General features: G+C 70.5%; 13 protein-coding genes and 1 riboswitch. Of the genes, 11 read left to right on the top strand and 2 right to left on the bottom strand.

The window, feature by feature from the left end; translation table 11 throughout:
* The first annotated feature begins 481 nt into the window (after positions 1–481).
* On the top strand, positions 482–4,030 hold the full coding sequence (locus ABZ371_RS01760; RefSeq protein ID WP_358672595.1) for an AAA family ATPase: 3,549 nt from the start codon (positions 482–484) through the stop codon (positions 4,028–4,030).
* A gap of 13 nt (positions 4,031–4,043) precedes the next feature.
* On the opposite strand, the gene ABZ371_RS01755 is transcribed toward ABZ371_RS01760, so the two are convergent.
* Both ABZ371_RS01755 and ABZ371_RS01750 read right to left on the bottom strand, forming a co-directional pair.
* Entirely contained in the window at positions 4,044–4,343 is a 300-nt protein-coding gene (locus tag ABZ371_RS01755) for an NIPSNAP family protein (RefSeq protein ID WP_358672594.1), read from the bottom strand.
* A 562-nt stretch (positions 4,344–4,905) separates the two neighbouring features.
* Complete coding sequence (locus tag ABZ371_RS01750; RefSeq protein ID WP_358672593.1) at positions 4,906–7,236, bottom strand: chitinase C-terminal domain-containing protein; 2,331 nt, start codon at positions 7,234–7,236, stop codon at positions 4,906–4,908.
* 262 nt (positions 7,237–7,498) lie between these two features.
* A riboswitch (FMN riboswitch) is annotated at positions 7,499–7,629 on the top strand.
* A gap of 158 nt (positions 7,630–7,787) precedes the next feature.
* Between ABZ371_RS01750 and ribD the strand changes: the two genes are divergently transcribed.
* The 10 genes from ribD to ABZ371_RS01700 all read left to right on the top strand — a co-directional run bounded on the left by ribD (position 7,788) and on the right by ABZ371_RS01700 (position 16,432).
* On the top strand, positions 7,788–8,888 hold the full coding sequence (ribD, locus tag ABZ371_RS01745) for a bifunctional diaminohydroxyphosphoribosylaminopyrimidine deaminase/5-amino-6-(5-phosphoribosylamino)uracil reductase RibD (protein WP_358672592.1): 1,101 nt from the start codon (positions 7,788–7,790) through the stop codon (positions 8,886–8,888).
* Positions 8,889–9,563, top strand: a complete 675-nt coding sequence (locus tag ABZ371_RS01740; RefSeq protein WP_358672591.1) for a riboflavin synthase — start codon at positions 8,889–8,891, stop codon at positions 9,561–9,563.
* Complete coding sequence (locus ABZ371_RS01735) at positions 9,560–10,204, top strand: nicotinamide mononucleotide transporter family protein (RefSeq protein ID WP_358672590.1); 645 nt, start codon at positions 9,560–9,562, stop codon at positions 10,202–10,204. The genes ABZ371_RS01740 and ABZ371_RS01735 overlap by 4 nt, the downstream gene beginning before the upstream one ends.
* Complete coding sequence (locus tag ABZ371_RS01730; protein WP_358672589.1) at positions 10,201–11,490, top strand: bifunctional 3,4-dihydroxy-2-butanone-4-phosphate synthase/GTP cyclohydrolase II; 1,290 nt, start codon at positions 10,201–10,203, stop codon at positions 11,488–11,490. The genes ABZ371_RS01735 and ABZ371_RS01730 overlap by 4 nt, the downstream gene beginning before the upstream one ends.
* Positions 11,491–11,516: 26 nt before the next feature.
* Positions 11,517–12,002 carry a 6,7-dimethyl-8-ribityllumazine synthase gene (gene ribH, locus ABZ371_RS01725; RefSeq protein ID WP_069173202.1) on the top strand — a complete coding sequence of 162 codons (486 nt, stop codon included), beginning with the start codon at positions 11,517–11,519 and terminating at the stop codon, positions 12,000–12,002.
* Between the two features lie 35 nt (positions 12,003–12,037).
* A complete protein-coding gene (locus ABZ371_RS01720) occupies positions 12,038–12,310 on the top strand; it encodes a phosphoribosyl-ATP diphosphatase (protein WP_031097852.1) in 273 nt (90 codons plus the stop codon).
* Between the two features lie 89 nt (positions 12,311–12,399).
* A complete protein-coding gene (gene hisG / locus ABZ371_RS01715; RefSeq protein WP_358672588.1) occupies positions 12,400–13,248 on the top strand; it encodes an ATP phosphoribosyltransferase in 849 nt (282 codons plus the stop codon).
* Between the two features lie 71 nt (positions 13,249–13,319).
* A complete protein-coding gene (locus tag ABZ371_RS01710) occupies positions 13,320–13,799 on the top strand; it encodes a PH domain-containing protein (protein WP_358672587.1) in 480 nt (159 codons plus the stop codon).
* A 183-nt stretch (positions 13,800–13,982) separates the two neighbouring features.
* Complete coding sequence (locus ABZ371_RS01705) at positions 13,983–15,350, top strand: hemolysin family protein (RefSeq protein WP_358672586.1); 1,368 nt, start codon at positions 13,983–13,985, stop codon at positions 15,348–15,350.
* Positions 15,347–16,432, top strand: coding sequence for a hemolysin family protein (locus ABZ371_RS01700; protein WP_358672585.1), 1,086 nt, complete (start codon positions 15,347–15,349; stop codon positions 16,430–16,432). Before ABZ371_RS01705 ends, ABZ371_RS01700 begins: the two co-directional genes overlap by 4 nt.
* The last annotated feature ends 4 nt before the right edge of the window (positions 16,433–16,436 follow it).

Below are 16,436 nucleotides of genomic sequence, written 5' to 3'. Positions count from 1 at the left end.
GGAGTGGCTGCCCTCGGTGGCCAGGAACGTGTCCCACCACTCGTTGTCGCGGGCGGTACGGGACCAGTAGGTGCGGGAGACCCGGCGGACCTGGTCACCTTCGCCGGCCAGGCACCGTACGTGCCATAGATGTCCGGCCACTCTGAGGGCCCCTTCTCCTACCTACCGGATGAACTACAGCGCTCGGCTCTCGACGCTCACATCCCGGCCCCCGAAGCTCAAGCGTCGGGTTCGGTTCCCCGGCCATGTCCCCCCTGTGAGTGAAGCCTTTACCCCGGCGCTCGGAGCCCGCCGCTCGAATAACGAGTCCTGGGCCTTTGCTCACGTACTGCGCGCTGCGTCACCCCGATGGCTTGTTCTGTCACATGCTGTTGAGATCGAGTGGCGCGGGCCTGAAAATAGCTGAGGTATCAGGGAACGGGGGGCATGCTGTGCTGCGGAGTGAAGACGGCTCGGCCGTCGGTGCGCCATGAGGCAGCGCATGCAACTCGCGCTTCAGGTGATGCTGGTACTGGTTGCGAGCTTGTTCGGCATCGTCACCAACTACGCCACCGGGGCCGATGAAGCCCCATGGCTGTTACAGGTCATTCAGAAGGCATCCGTCCCTGCCATCGGCGTGCTGGTCATCGCTATGGTGGTGGGCCAGGTCGTGGTGTACCGGCTGGAGAATCCGACGCCGCCGCAGGTCGAATGGCCACGTGACCGAATCCCGTACCCCGGACTGGACGCTTACGCGGAGGACGAGGCGGCTGTGTACTTCGGCCGGGAGGCCTTGGCAGCCGAGCTGACGCGCAGGCTGCACACGTCTCCGGAAAGGCCGACCGACCGCTTCCTCGTGCTCGTCGGCGCATCCGGAAGCGGAAAGAGTTCACTGGTCAAAGCTGGCGTCATGCCTCGCCTGCGAGACCGGCGATGGACGCTGATTCCCGCCTTCACCCCAGGGACCACCCCGCTGAGCGCGATGGCAGCGGCCATCGCATCCGCGGGCGGGGAGAGGGAATCCGTGAGTGCCGTCCTGCGGCGACTACGGCAGGGCCCAACAGCGCTCAGGACAGAACTGACCCGCCTGCGTGGCGGCCGATTCCGACGTGTACTGCTCGTTGTGGACCAGTTCGAGGAGGTCGTCACCCTCGCCGGTGAGCGGGAACGAGCCCAGTTCCTCGACGCACTCCGCCTGTGCGTGGAACAGGATGCGAGCGTGCGCGTCCTGGCTACCCTGCGGGTGGACTTCCTCGGCAGGCTCCTGACCACGGGCCACGCCGAAATCTGCCAACATCCCGTCACCGTCGGCGGGCTCGGGCGGAGCCAGTTCGCTCAGGTCGTGGAGGGCCCCGCCGCGTTGGTGGGCCTCTCCTTCGCACCGGGTGTCGTCGATGCAATCGTCGACGACGCCGGCACGGATGACGCCCTGCCGCTGCTCGCCTACCTCCTCCAGGAGCTCTACTTCGCCTCCGGTCCGGGCGGGACGGTCACCGAGGAGCTGTACCGGAACTTGGGTGGCGTGGCAGGTGCCCTCTCGCGGCAGGCGGACCACACGGTGTCAGAGCTCGACCATGCCGGGGGGATCGCCTTCGTCCTGCGCGTCCTCCTCCGGTTCGTCACGGTCCAAGGCCAGGAAGTGGCTCGCAAACGTGTCCCGCTGTCCGAGCTCACCGATCGGGAACGGCGTGTCGTGGACGCCTTCATCGACGCGCGTCTGCTGATGTCGGACGCGGCCGGCGACGGAACCCCCGGCCAGGAGGCGCCCTACGCACAGGTGACGCACGAAGCGCTGTTCCGCCAGTGGGCCCCGCTACGCCAGGAGGTCGAGTCACGCGCGGACCAGCTGCGTGAGCGGGCCGAGTTGGAGCGATGGGCCCAGGACTGGGAACGCTCCGGCCGCAGTGACGACTACCTCCTCACCGGGGAGCGGCTCACTCTTGCCCGGCGCAGGCTCACCGCGCTGGAGGAGTCAGGCCTCGCACCTGAGCCGGTTCGCCTGCTGGTGCAGTCGTCGCTGCGGCGCGATCTGGCCTTCCTCCGCCGAGTGTCGGAGAGTATCGGCCAATACGCGCTCGGAAGCGCAGAAACGCACCCGGAGCGGGCCATACTCCTGTCCCTGGCCGCTCTCGGCGAATGCACGCCGACCCCCTCGGCCCGCCGCGGCCTCATGGCGGCGCTGGCAGCGAGCCACCTCCGTACGCGAGTGAATGCGCACACGGACACCGTCCGGCACATTGCCTGGTCACCGGACGGCCGACGGCTGGCCACTGCGTCGCGTGACGGCAGCGCCCGGGTTCTGGAGGCCCGGTCCGGGCAGTCGTTGCTCGTCCTTCCGTCCGACGGGGCGATGGTCGAGTCGGTCGCGTGGTCGCCGGACTCCACATGCGTCGCGACAGCAGGGCGAGAACGCGTCGTACGCATCTGGGACGCCGCCTCGGGCGAGCCCGTCCGGCTGCTGACCGGTCCCACGGACATCGTGAGGCAGGTGGCATGGTCACCGGACGGACGGTATGTCGCCGCCAGTTCGAAGGACTGCGCCCTGCGCGTGTGGGAGGCCGGGACGGGGCGACTCACACAGGAACTGGAGGGGCACCGGAACGACGTCTGGGGCGTCACCTGGTCGCCCGACAGCACCCGGCTCGCCTCGGCCTCACACGATCAGACGGCCCGCGTGTGGGACCTTGCCACGGGCACCACCGATGTCGTTCTGGAAGGCCACACGGACTTCGTCGAAGGCGTCGCATGGTCGCCGGACGGCCTTTCCATTGCCACGGGCAGCGGGGACCACACGGTTCGCATCTGGGACGCCCGGACCGGTGCACTGCGTTTGCTGCTGCGCGGCCACACCGACTACGTGTGGAACCTGGCTTGGTCCCCGGACAGCAGGGCTCTCGCGTCCGCGTCCTCCGACCACACCGTGCGTCTGGTCAGTGCCCAGGACGCGAAGGTGCTAGCGGTGCTCAGGGGCCACAGCGACACGGTCTGGGGTGTGACGTGGTCGCCCTGCGGCAGCCAGCTCGCCACAAGCTCGACCGACGGTTCCGCGATCGTGTGGGACCTACGGCCACAGGGAGCGGAGGTCGTGGCGGCCGACGGACACCGCGGCCCGGTGAATCAGGCATCCTGGTCCGCCGACGAACAGTGGATCGCCACCGCCTGCGACGACGCGACCGTACGCCGTTGGTCCTCCGGCGACGGGACCCCCGCAGGAGAGCCGCTGAGGCTCGACGACCGGGTTTGGAGCGTGGCGTGGTCTCCGCTGTCCCAGGACGGCAGGCTGGCGCTCAGTACGAATGACGGTCTCTTCCGCGTCCTGGACGACACCGGCGCTGTGTTGGTCGAACAACGGGGAGAGGTCGTCGAGTCGTGCGCCTGGTCACCCGAAGGTCGCCGCATCGCCACCGGCGGACACGACTGCATTGTGCGTGTGAGGGAGGCTGACACCGGCACCGAACTCACCGCGCTTGCCGGCCATCAGGACTGGGTGGGCAGCGTCGCCTGGTCGCCCGGCGGGGGGCTCCTCGCCAGCGCGTCGGACGACCGTACCTGCCGCCTCTGGGACGTCGCGGAGAGCCGGCAACTGACCGTCCTGCGCGGTCACGACAACTACGTCGACGACGTCGCCTGGGCCCCTGACGAACAGCGGATCGCCACGGCCTCCGGAGACTGGACGGTGGCGGTATGGGAGGTCACCACAGGCCGTCGCATGGATGTGCTCAAGGGCCATGAAGGGCGCGTCCGTTGTGTGGTCTGGTCTCCTGACGGCCGCTTCATCGCCAGCGGCTCGGACGACCGGACCGTACGTGTCTGGAGTGCCGACACCTTCGAGGAGATCGCCGTCGTAGGGGTCCACCAGGACAAGGTGTCCTCGGTCGAATGGTCCCGTGACGGCACGCGGTTGCTCACTGCCTCCTTCGACGGAACGGCCCGCGTCTGGTCCGCCGACCCCGATTTCGACCGACTTGAAGCCCATGCCCGGGGACGTGTCTTCCGGTCGCTGGACGAGGGCGAACGGCGACGGCACTTGCTTCCCCTGGCGGGGGCGTAGCCGGCGCGTCGGCTCAGTTCCAATCCTCCACGGTCCGCTCCTCGGTACCCACGAGGTAGTCGTCCGGATCTAGATCCATCGATCTGCGGGCGGACGAGTCCCAGTACATCGCGTTGCGCTCCGCGAACGTCTCCGGGCCGTCGTAGGAGATCAGCCAGATGAACTGATTGTGCTCCCGGTCGACCCAAGCGCCGCCGATCGCGAACCCTAACTCAAGCCGCAGCGGCAGGATTTCAGCCTTCCACCTCTGCGCCCACTCGTCCAGCAGACCGTCGCGGACGGTGTAGGTGCGGAGCTGGGTGGTCTTAGCCATGATGGAGTGCTCCTAGGTTGAACCGACGAGGCTGCCCTTCCGCGATGGGATGTGGCGTTACCGACTCATCCTCACGCTGACCGGGAGGGCGGTGAGTTACCCCGAGCGTAGGGGCCGAAAAACCCGGGATTCTACGCGTAGTGAAACGGCGCGATCACGATGTGTCAACAGGCAGGCTGGTGGCACGGGATGACAACGCACATCAGCATGCTGCCCATGCTCCGCAGGTTTCTGTATGGACCTGAGCACGGCTACTCAGATGACACCGGACGGCGGGGCTCGGGGGCGCGCGGCCGAGCCCACTGCGTTCGGGTCCCTCCTGCAGTTGCACCAGGGACGCTCATCATGGCACTGCACAGGGGTGGCGACGTAGGTCGGTTTTGTCGGGCTGAGCGACATCAGCGGGAGGCCGCGCCGGGCGCCGGTACTGCGGCGCGCGGCACGGCCCGCCGCTCTGTACGGAGGCCGGACCGGAAGCTCCTGACCCAGCCGGAGCGCTGGGCCCGGTGGCGGCGGTGGCCCGTCGTCACCGGGCGGTCGGTGCCTGGCGGTAGGTCCGGGTTCAGCAGGCGCCGAGGTCCTGCCAGACGCCCCACTCACCGGTGGAGCCGGGTGTCTCGCCCTTGGTCCACCACTTGGCCTTCCAGGTGTGCGAGCCGTGGCTCACCGTCGCCCCCGCTCCGTACTCCGCCGTAGCGCTCCAGGCGGTCGCGGCGCAGGTGCCGGGGGTCGGGGTCGGGGTCGGGTCGGGGGTGGGGCCGGTGCCGGTGCCCGGCTGGACCACGGTGGTGCCGCGTGCCAGGTCTCCGGCGAGGGAGTACGTGGCCCCGCCGAAGGTCACCGTCCAGTTCGAAGGCGTCGAGGTCGGCAGGTAGTAGACGAAGTCCAGCTGTACGGAGGCGCCCGGGGCGAGCGTCTGCCAGGCGGGCAGCTTCAGCGACACGCGGTTGTAGTCGCCCTTGAGTCCGCCGACGTTGTTGGCCGCGGTGTGGTCGCTGCGCACGATGGTGGTGCCGAAGCCCGACTGGTCCTTGGCGTTGGCCGGGGCGGAGGTCGCGTAGTCGAAGCGGAACTCCGTGCCGCCGGGCAGGGTCGCCCTCGTGTTGTTGGTGATCTTCAGCTTCGGGCCGATCGGGTAGTTCGAGTCACCGAGCGGGAACTGCTCGAACGCCACGTCGATGTCCAGCGCCTTGGCCGGCAGGTCGACGGTCGACCGGGTGGCACCGTACGGGGTGGCCGACTTGAACTTCTCGTACATCGCGGACGTCAGCGTGGAGCCGGGCTCGTACTGGCCCTTGGCGGCGTTCCATCCGTAGTCGCCGGCCAGTTCCCAGATCATCGTGCCGCCGATGCCCTTGTCGACGACGTAGTTCGCCTTGGCGGCCACCGACTGCTCGTCCTCGGTGGACAGGAAGACCTTCTTCTCGGCGTTCCACAGCCAGGGCGCGACCAGCGTCGCGTCGTAGTTGCGGGCGTAGGTGCCGGTCAGCTTCGTGCCGGCCGGGAAGCCGTACCGGGTGACGTAGTCGCCCACGACGCCCTTCTCCAGGTTCTTCGCGTGCCACATCGGGTTCGAGCCGGCCGGGGACTCCTTGCCGTTCGTGTCCAGGTCGTGCCAGAGGTTGTCGATACCGACGGCACCGTCACCGCACTTGGTCAGTCCGGCGCCCGCGGGGCAGTCGGTGGTGGCGGCCCTGCCCCACAGCCCGTTCGTGCCGCCCTGCACGTTCTTGAAGCCACGGGTGTAGTAGGGCAGCCCGATGTTGATCCGGCCGGGCGGCATGGAACCGCGGAAGTAGTGGTACGCCCAGTCGGTGTTGAGGTAGCCGGTCCCGCCGTACTGGGACGTCGAGTAGACGCCGGCCTGGGCCAGTTCGGCGTCCTTGCCGTCGTCGAAGAGGGAGGCGTTCGGGCCGACGTACTCGTTCCAGGCGCCGTGCAGGTCGTAGGACATGATGTTGACGTAGTCCAGGTACTTCTGGACCTGGAAGGTCTCCATGCCGCGCAGCAGGTAGCCGGAGGAGGGGGCCGCGACGGTCAGCAGGTAGTGCGTGCCGTCGGCGGCGGACGCCCGGTCCAGCTTCTCGCGCAGCGTCTTCATCAGGGCGCCGTAGCCCTTGACGAGGCCGGCCCGGCGGGCGTTGGCCAGCGTGTGGTCGAGCGGGTTCCCGGCGTCCTTCATCGTCGTCGGGTACTCGTAGTCGATGTCGACGCCGTTGAAGCCGTACTTCTTGATGAACGCGACGGTGGAGTCGGCGAAGGTGTCGATGCCCTTCTGGTTGACCGATCCGTCGGCGTTCGTGGCCATCGAGTAGAAGCCGCCCGAGTTCACCCGGGTGCCCTTGTCGTCGAAGTAGCCGCCGGTCTCCGCCCAGCCGCCCACCGAGACCAGGGTCTTCACGGCCGGATGCTGCTTCTTGAACTTGTTGAGCAGGTTGAAGTGGCCCTTGTAGGGGAGGGCGGGGTCCATCTCGGCGCCCGCCACACCCGGCCAGGTCATCCCGGTGGAGGCGTTCTGCGGGCCGTCGGTGCCCACGGAGATCTTGTTGTCGCCGCCGATGTGCGCGAACGCGTAGTTCAGGTGGGTGACCTTGTCCCACGGGATGTCCGGGACGAGGTAGGCCGGCGTGCCGTCCTTGCCGGTCCGCCAGTTGGTGAAGTACCCGATGACACGCCGCTGGTGGTCGGCGCCCATCTTCTCGCGGCCCTGGGAGTCGTAGACCGAGCAGTACGGGACGTCGACGCCGGGGGTCCGGTACAGCCCGTCGGGCCGGCAGGACTCCTGGTCGGCGGCGGCGGCCGACGGAATCGCGGTGAGCGAGCCCAGCAGCAGTCCGGCGACGGCTGCGCCGGCCGCGAGCAGGGTGGCTCTCGCGCGGGTGGGGGACAGCATGTGTTGTTCCTCCTGGGGAGGTCGGCAGAACACAAGTGGCAAGGGGGCTTGTCGCGTGGTCCGGGTGTGCGCACACCCGGCAGGCGTTCCTCGGAGGTGACGCAGAGATTAAGAGGACTAGACCAGTGAGTCAATAGGTCTGGACCATTTCCCCGGAGCCGGGCAGGTGGACCCCCGCCGGCGCGCCCGCTGTGAGCCGCCCCACAGCGGGCACCCGTTCGGCTCAACGACGGCCGTGGCACAATGAGTGATGTACCAGTAGCAGCGCACTCCGGGGTCGGTGCAATTCCGAACCGGCGGTTATAGTCCGCGACCCGTCCGCAGCCAGCGGCCGGTTGACCAGGTGGGATTCCTGGACCGACGGTTAAAGTCCGGATGGGAGGCAGTGCGCGGCGGGTCGTCACGGGTACGCCGCCGTAGGCGGACGCGTTCCGGGAGGTTCCGGGGCGGGTTCGTCCGTGCCCTCGGTCCGGCGTTCCCCGTAGCGTTCCGCTTCCTCTGTCGTCATCGACAGGCCCCGGAGTCCGTGCCCGAAGAGGCAGGAGGACCCGGTGGCCACCGCAGCCGACATCACCGCCATGCGGCGAGCGATCACGCTCGCAGCCCGCGGACTCGGCGCCACCAGCCCCAACCCGGTCGTCGGGTGCGTCGTCCTCGACGCCACCGGGCAACAGGCCGGCGAGGGCCACCACCGGCGCGCCGGAGGGCCGCACGCCGAGATCCACGCCCTGCGCCAGGCCGGTGAAGCCGCCCGCGGCGGCACCGCCTACGTCACCCTCGAACCCTGCAACCACACCGGCCGGACCGGCCCCTGCGCCCAGGCGCTCCTGGACGCCGGTGTCCGCCGTGTCGTGTACGCGGTCGGTGACCCGAACCCGCAGGCCACAGGCGGTGCGGACACCCTGCGTGCCGCAGGCGTCCAGGTGGAGCAGGGCCTCCTCGCCGACGAGGCGGCAACCGGGAACACGGCCTGGCTCACCTCCGTACGACGGGGCCGCCCCTACGTCCGGTGGAAGTACGCGGCCACCCTCGACGGCCGTGTCGCCGCCGCCGACGCCACCAGCCGCTGGATCACCTCGCCCGAGTCCCGCGCCGACGTCCACCGGCTGCGCGCCGAGGCCGACGCCGTCGTGGTCGGCTCCGGCACCGCCCGCGCCGACGACCCGCAGCTGGGCGTACGCGGTGTCGAGGGCGCCGTCCAGCCGCTCCGGGTGGTCGTCGACACCGCCGCCACCGCCGTCCGGCCCGGGGCCCGGGTCCTGGACGGCACCGCGCCCACCCTGGTCGCCGTCGCCGAGGACGCGGACACCGCGCACCTGCCCGGGGAAGCGGTGCTGCGGCTGCCCCGCGCCGCCGCCGGCCGGGGGCTGGACATCCCGGCCCTGCTCGCGGCCCTGCACACCCGCGGCGTCCGTTCCGTACTCCTCGAAGGAGGGCCCGTCCTGGCCGGCTCCTTCGTCGCCGCGGGAGCGGTCGACACCGTCGTCGGCTATCTCGCCCCGGTCCTTCTCGGCGCGGGCCCCGCGGCCCTCGCCGACGCCGGAATCTCCACCATCTCCCAGGCGTTGCGGCTCGACGTGACCGAGACCGTCCGTCTCGGCCCCGACCTGCGCATCACCGCCGTCCCCGTTCCTGCTCGGAAGGGAAACTGAGTGTTCACCGGAATCGTCGAAGAACTGGGTGAGGTCACCGCCGTCGAGAAACTCGACGACGCCTCCCGCTTCCGCCTGCGCGGCCCCGTGGTCACCGAAGGCGCCCGCCACGGTGACTCCATCGCCGTCAACGGCGTCTGCCTCACCGTCGTGGACCTCGGCGAACACGAGTTCACCGCCGACGTCATGGCCGAGACGCTCAAGCGCTCCAGCCTCGGCGCGCTGGAGGCCGGCTCCCGGGTCAACCTGGAACGTCCCATGGCGCTCGGCGGCCGGCTCGGCGGACACATCGTCCAGGGCCACGTGGACGGCACGGGCCACATCCTCGAACGCACCGTCTCCGAGAACTGGGAGATCGTGAAGATCTCCCTGCCCGCGGAGCTGACCCGCTACGTGGTGGAGAAGGGCTCGATCACCGTCGACGGCGTGAGCCTGACCGTCGTCGACGCCGCATCCGGCCACTTCACCATCAGCCTCATCCCGACGACCCTCGCGCTGACGACGCTCGGCATCAAGGGGCCCGGCGACCCCGTCAACCTCGAGGTGGACGTCCTCGCGAAGTACGTCGAGAGGCTGCTCGGCCCGAACGCCGGGGCCGCCCCCGCGCCCGCCGCCGGGGCCGCGACTGCCGTGGCGCCCGGCGCCGCGGCCGCACCCGGGGAGCCGGTCGCATGAGCGCCCTGGACTGGCTGAACTCCGAGGCGTTCACCGCCTTCGGGCAGCACATCATCTGGTCGGACATGATCGGCAACACGGTCGGCCTGATCGCCCTGGCCCTCGGCTGGCTCCGCTCGGTGTGGACCTGGCCGGCCCAGCTCCTGTCCGGCCTCGTGCTCATCGCCGCGAACGTCTCCGTGCAGCAGGCGGGCAGCGTCGGCAAGCAGCTGATCGTCGTCGCCGTCGCCGTGTGGGGCTGGCAGCAGTGGACCCGCGGCAGGCAGAAGGCACAGGACGGCTCCATCGCCGTACGCTTCGCCACCTGGCGCGAACGCGCGTACCTGGTGGGCGGCGCCGCCCTCGGCACCCTCGCCGTCGGCGCCCTGTTCACCGCTTTCCCGTCGCTCTCCTGGAGCCCCTGGGCGGACGCGTACATCTTCGCCGGCACCCTCGTCGCGATGCTCGCCCAGGCCCGCGGCATGGTCGAGTTCTGGTTCGCCTGGCTGCTCGTCGACCTCGTCGGTGTCCCGCTGAACTTCCACAGCGGCCTCGCCTTCTCCGGTCTCATCTACATCGTCTACGGGGCCCTCGTCCTGTGGGGCATGCGCGACTGGTGGCTGCGCACGCGGACACCCGCTCTGGAAGGAGCCACGGCATGACTGCCCAGCCCGCCTGGCTGCACGACCGAACCGCCGGCGACCTCGCCCTCGACCCCGTCGAACAGGCCATCCGCGACATCGCCGCCGGACGGCCCGTCGTCGTCGTCGACGACGAGGACCGCGAGAACGAGGGCGACCTCGTCATCGCCGCCGAGAAGGCGACCCCCGAGATCATCGCGTTCATGATGGGCGAGTGCCGCGGCCTGATCTGCGCGCCCATGGAGGGCGACGAGCTGGACCGCCTCCGGCTCCCGCAGATGGTCGAGCACAACACCGAGTCGATGAGGACCGCCTTCACCGTCTCGGTGGACGCCTCCGCCGCCCACGGGGTGAGCACCGGCATCTCCGCCGCCGACCGGGCCACCACCCTGCGGATGCTGGCCGGCGGCGTGGCGGGACCCGACGACTTCGTGCGCCCCGGCCACGTCTTCCCGCTCCGCGCCCGCGCCGGCGGGGTCCTCGTCCGCAACGGCCACACCGAGGCCGCCGTCGACCTGGCCCGCCTCGCCGGACTGCGGCCGGCCGGCGCCATCGTCGAGATCGCCGGCGAGGACGGCGTGATGCTGCGCCTACCCGAGCTCGTCCCCTTCGCCCGCAAGCACGGCCTCACGATCATCTCCATCGAGGACCTCGTCGCCTACCGGCGCAGCGCCGAGCCGACCGTCCGCCGCGAGGCCGAGGTCCGGCTGCCCACCGCCTTCGGCCTGTTCACCGCGTACGGCTACCGCTCGACCGTCGACGGCGTCGAGCACGTCGCACTCGTCCACGGCGACATCGGCGACGGCCAGGACGTCCTCGTGCGCGTCCACTCCGAATGCCTGACCGGCGACATCTTCCAGTCCCAGCGCTGCGACTGCGGACCCCAGCTCCACGCCTCCATGGAGCGCATCACGGCCGAGGGGCGCGGCGTCGTCGTGTACCTGCGCGGCCACGAGGGCCGCGGCATCGGGCTGCTGTCCAAGCTGCGGGCCTACGAACTCCAGGAGCGCGGCTCCGACACCCTCGACGCCAACCTCGAACTCGGCCTTCCCGCCGACGCGCGGGACTACGCGGCGGGCGCCCGGATCCTCGGCGACCTCGGCGTCCACTCGCTCCGGCTGATGACGAACAACCCGGAGAAGACGGCCGCCCTCGTCAGCCACGGCCTCGGCATCACCGGGCGCGAACCCATGCCCGTCCAGGCCGGTGAGCACAACCTCCGCTACCTGCGCACCAAGCGCGACCGCATGGGCCACGACCTGCCCTGGCTCGACGCCACCACCGTGTCGACCTGCGGCAACCAGTAAGCACCGACGAAACACTCAGGAGAGACATGAGCGGCAAGGGCGCACCCGAACTGTCCGTACGCAACTGCGGTGACCTGCGGGTGGCCGTGATCGCGGCCCAGTGGCACGAGAAGGTCATGGACGGACTCGTCGACGGGGCCCTGCGCGCCCTGCACGACCTCGGCATCGACGAGCCGACGCTGCTGCGGGTCCCCGGCAGCTTCGAGCTCCCGGTCGTCGCCAAGGTGCTCGCCGGCCGCGGCTACGACGCGATCGTCGCCCTCGGGGTGATCATCCGCGGCGGCACCCCCCACTTCGAGTACGTGTCCCAGGGAGTCACCAGCGGCCTCACCCAGGTCACCGTCGACACCGGGGTCCCCGTCGGCTTCGGTGTCCTGACCTGTGACACGGAGGAACAGGCACTCGACCGGGCCGGCCTCGAGGGCTCCCACGAGGACAAGGGGCACGAAGCGGTCACCGCCGCCGTCGCCACCGCCGCCACACTGCGCACCGTCAGCGAACCCTGGCGCTGAGCAGCGGTCCGGGACCCCGTATTCTAAGGACCATCATGGCGAACAAAACCTTCGAAGAGCTCTTCGCCGAGCTGCAGCTCAAGGCCGCCGACGGCGACCCCTCCACCTCCCGCACCGCCGAACTGGTGGACAAGGGCGTGCACGCCATCGGCAAGAAGGTCGTCGAGGAGGCCGCCGAGGTCTGGATGGCCGCCGAGTACGAGGGCAAGGAAGCAGCCGCCGAGGAGATCTCGCAGCTGCTCTACCACGTCCAGGTGATGATGGTCGCCCGCGGGATCTCCCTCGACGACGTCTACGCCCACCTCTGAGCGCCGGCCCACAGGGCTCCGGCCGCCCCGCGGGGCAGCCGGCTCCGCACGTCCCCGAACATCCCTCCGCACAAAGGAAACCCGACCTCATGCTGCGCATCGCCGTCCCCAACAAGGGTGCACTCTCCGGGCCTGCGATGGCGATGCTCCATGAGGCCGGCTACCAGCAGCGCAAGGAGTCGAAGGAGCTCGTCCTCGTCGACCCCGTCAACGAGGTCGAGTTCTTCTACCTCCGGCCCCGCGACATCGCGATCTACGTCAGCTCGGGCCGTCTGGACATCGGCATCACCGGCCGCGACCTCCTGCTCGACTCCGGCGCCGAGGCCGAGGAGATCCTCCAGCTCGGCTTCGCCCGCTCCACGTTCCGCTACGCCACCAAGCCCGGCACGGCCACCGGCCCGCAGGACTTCGGCGGCATGACGATCGCCACCTCCTACGAGGGCATCGTCGGCAAGCACCTGGCCGACGTGGGCGTCGACGCCTCCGTCGTCCACCTCGACGGCGCGGTCGAGACGGCCGTCGAACTCGGCGTCGCCCAGGTCATCGCCGACGTCGTCGAGACCGGCACCAGCCTGCGCAACGCCGGCCTCGAGGTCATCGGCGAGCCGATCATGACCTCCGAGGCGGTGGTGATCCGCCGCACGGGCGCCCCCGCCGACGACCCTAAGGTGCAGCAGTTCCTGCGCCGCCTGCAGGGCGTGCTGGTCGCCCGCAGCTACGTGATGATGGACTACGACTGCCGCGTCGAGCACCTGGAGCGGGCCGTGGCCCTCACCCCGGGCCTGGAGTCGCCGACCATCTCGCCCCTGCACCACGAGGGCTGGGTCGCCGTCCGTTCCATGGTCGCCGCCAAGGAGGCACAGCGGATCATGGACGACCTGTACGAGCTCGGCGCCCGCGCCATCCTCACCACGGCCATCCACGCCTGCCGTCTCTGACGGCCGTACCCCGTCCCCACCCGCCGTCCCCGGTGACGGCCGGACCAGAACACCGAAGGACGACAGCGCCCATGTCCGCCCCAGCGCCCCGGCCGCCCGAACTCCCCGCGCTCCCGGCGACCTTCAGGCCCACCCACAGCCGGGTGGTGCTGCTCGCCGTCGGAGCGGCGACGTTCGTCGTCATCACGGCGATCGCGCTGACACTGGAACGGCTGAGCCCGGGGGAGCGGACCAGCTTCGTCTTCGTCGCCCTCCTCTTCTTCGGCGTGCTGGCCCTGCTCAGCAGGCCCCGGATCGTCGCGGACGAGTCCGGCGTCACCGTCGTCAACATCACCCGGACGCGCAGGCTGGCCTGGGCCGAGATCCTGCGTGTCAACCTGCGGGCCGGTGACCCCTGGGTCTTCCTCGACCTCAGCGACGGCACCAGCCTGCCGGCCCTGGGCATCCAGCCCGGAATCGCCAAGCAGCACGCCATCCGCGACGCCCGTACGCTCCGCGCACTCGCCGAATTCCACGGCAGCGGAGTGAACGGCAGCGCGCGGAACGGCTGAGCCCCCTGCCCCGCACGGCCTGTTCTTGACTACTCTGGAGGGCGGCGGCGCACTGCGCGCCCCGCCCCGCACCCGAGGCCACGAGGCCGGCGGGGCCTTCCTGCGACCCAAGGAGTGACTCCCTCCAGCAATGGACGGATCGTCCGGTAGTACCTGCGCCGCCCTCCCCCCGGAGGCGGCGGCATGACCACCCCCCTGCTGCTGCTCAGCGCGGCATTCCTTCTCATCCTCGTCAACGGATTCTTCGTGGCGGCCGAATTCGGGCTCGTCACGGTGGAACGGCCCGACGCCGAACGCGCGGCCGCCGAAGGCGACCGCAGAGCCCGCACCGTCGTGTCGGCCCTGCGCGAACTCTCCTTCCAGCTCTCCGGCACCCAGCTGGGCATCACCATCACCTCGCTGGTCGTCGGCATGCTCGCCGAACCCGCACTCGCCCGGCTGCTGGCGGGACCGCTCACCGCCACCGGTCTTCCCGGCGGGGCCGTGCCCGGGGTGAGCGTCGTCATCGGCGTGCTGCTCGCCTCCGCCGTGCAGATGGTGATCGGCGAACTCGTCCCGAAGAACTGGGCGGTCTCCCGGCCGCTCCAGGTGGCCCGCTTCGTCGCCGGCCCCCAGCACCGGTTCTCCACCCTCCTGCGACCGGTGATCACCGCCTTGAACACCGTCGCCAACCGGCTGGTGCGGCTGCTGGGCGTCGAACCCACCGACGAGCTGGCCTCCGCGCGCACCCCCGGTGAGCTGGTCTCGCTGGCCCGGCACTCCGCCGAGGCCGGCGCCCTGGAACAGGACACCGCGGACCTCTTCGTGCGCACCCTGTCCCTGGCCGGGCTCACCGCGCAGCACGTCATGACCCCCCGGGTGCGCGTCAGCGCGCTCCAGTCGTCGGCGACCGCGGCGGACGTGCTGAACCTGACCCGGGCCACCGGGCTCTCCCGCTTCCCGGTCTACCGGGACCGCATCGACGAGGTCGTCGGCATGGTCCACCTGAAGGACGCGCTCGCCGTCCCCGCCCCGGACCGGCTGCGGACCCCGGCCGGCCGCATCGCCGTGCCGCCGCTCCTCGTGCCGGAGACACTGCCCGTCGAGCAGCTGCTCCGGCGGCTCCGCAACGAGCAGCCGATAGCCGTGGTGGTCGACGAGTACGGCGGGACCGCCGGCGTCGTCACGCTGGAGGACATCATCGAGGAACTCGTCGGCGAGGTGCGCGACGAGCACGACGCGGAAGGTGCCGACCGGCCCGATCTGACCCCCGTGGTCGCCGACGACGGCCGGCCGGCCTGGGACGTGGAAGGCAGCTGCAGGGTGCTCACCCTGCGGCGCATAGGCCTCGAGGTGCCCGAAGGGCCGTACGAGACCGTGGCGGGGCTCGTCGCCGGCCTGCTGGGCCGCATCCCCGCCCCGGGCGACCGGGCCGAACTGCCCGGTTGGCGGGTCGTGGTCCGCCAGGTCGGCCACTACCGCGCCGAACAGGTCCGCTTCGTGCGCCTCACGGACGTGACACGGCCCGTTTCGGCCGAACTCACCCGGGACCTCCTGGAGGCCGTGCGATGAGCCTCGTGCAGTTGCTCTTCGCCGGGCTCCTCGTCCTGGCGAACGGCTTCTTCGTCGGCGCCGAGTTCGCACTCGTCTCCGTACGCCGCAGCCAGGTCGAACCCCTGGCCGCGAAGGGGTCGAGCCGGGCCGGACAGGTCCTGTACGGCCTGGAGAACCTGCCGCAGATGATGGCCGCCGCACAGTTCGGCATCACCGTCTGCTCCCTGACCCTCGGAGCCGTCGCCGAGCCCACGCTCGCCCGCCTCCTGGAGCCGGTCTTCCACGCCGTGCACCTGCCCGAGGCGCTGATCCATCCGCTCGGCTACGCCCTGGCCCTCGTCGTCGTGGTCTTCCTCCACCTCGTCGTCGGCGAGATGGTCCCGAAGAACCTGGCGATGGCCGCGCCCGAGAAGACTGCCCTGTGGCTCAGCCCCGCCCTGGTCGGCTTCGCCCGGCTCTGCCGGCCGGTCACCTCGGCGCTGGGGGCCTGCGCCCGGCTGGTCCTGCGCGTCTTCGGCGTCGAGCCGAGGGACGAGGTCGAGGCCGCCTTCACCAGCGAGCAGCTCAACCGGCTCGTCGAGGACTCCGGGCAGGCCGGACTGCTGGAGCCCGAGGCGCAGGAACGGCTCGAGGACGCTCTCGAACTCGGCAGCAGGCCGGTCACCGACGTGCTGCTCGACCGGGCCTCGCTGGTGACGGTGGACCCCTCCGTCACCCCGCGCCGGCTGGAGGAGCTGACCGTGCGGACGGGCTACTCGCGCTTCCCCGTCTGCGCGGAGGGCGGCGGCCCCTTCATGGGCTACCTCCACGTGAAGGACGTGCTGGAGCTGGAGGACGGTGAGCGGGCCGTCCCGCAACACGTCTGGCGGCCGATGGCCACCGTGCGGGCGGAACTCCCCCTGGACGACGCCCTGACGGTGATGCGCCGCGCCGCGACGCACCTGGCGCAGGTCGCCGACGCCTCGGGCAAGGTGCTCGGCCTCGTCACCATGGAGGACGTCCTGGAGACGCTCGTGGGTGAGGTGCGCGACCCGGCCCACCGCGTCTCGGTGCCGCGCCGCACGGTGGACGTGCCGAAGGTCATGGCCCCGCTCGGCTGACCTC

It is taken from the genome of Streptomyces sp. NPDC005899 (genome assembly GCF_040629645.1).
Taxonomy (GTDB): Bacteria; Actinomycetota; Actinomycetes; order Streptomycetales; family Streptomycetaceae; genus Streptomyces.
Note: the sequence above shows the minus strand (reverse complement) of the source record. Positions and strands in the feature narration are given on the sequence as shown.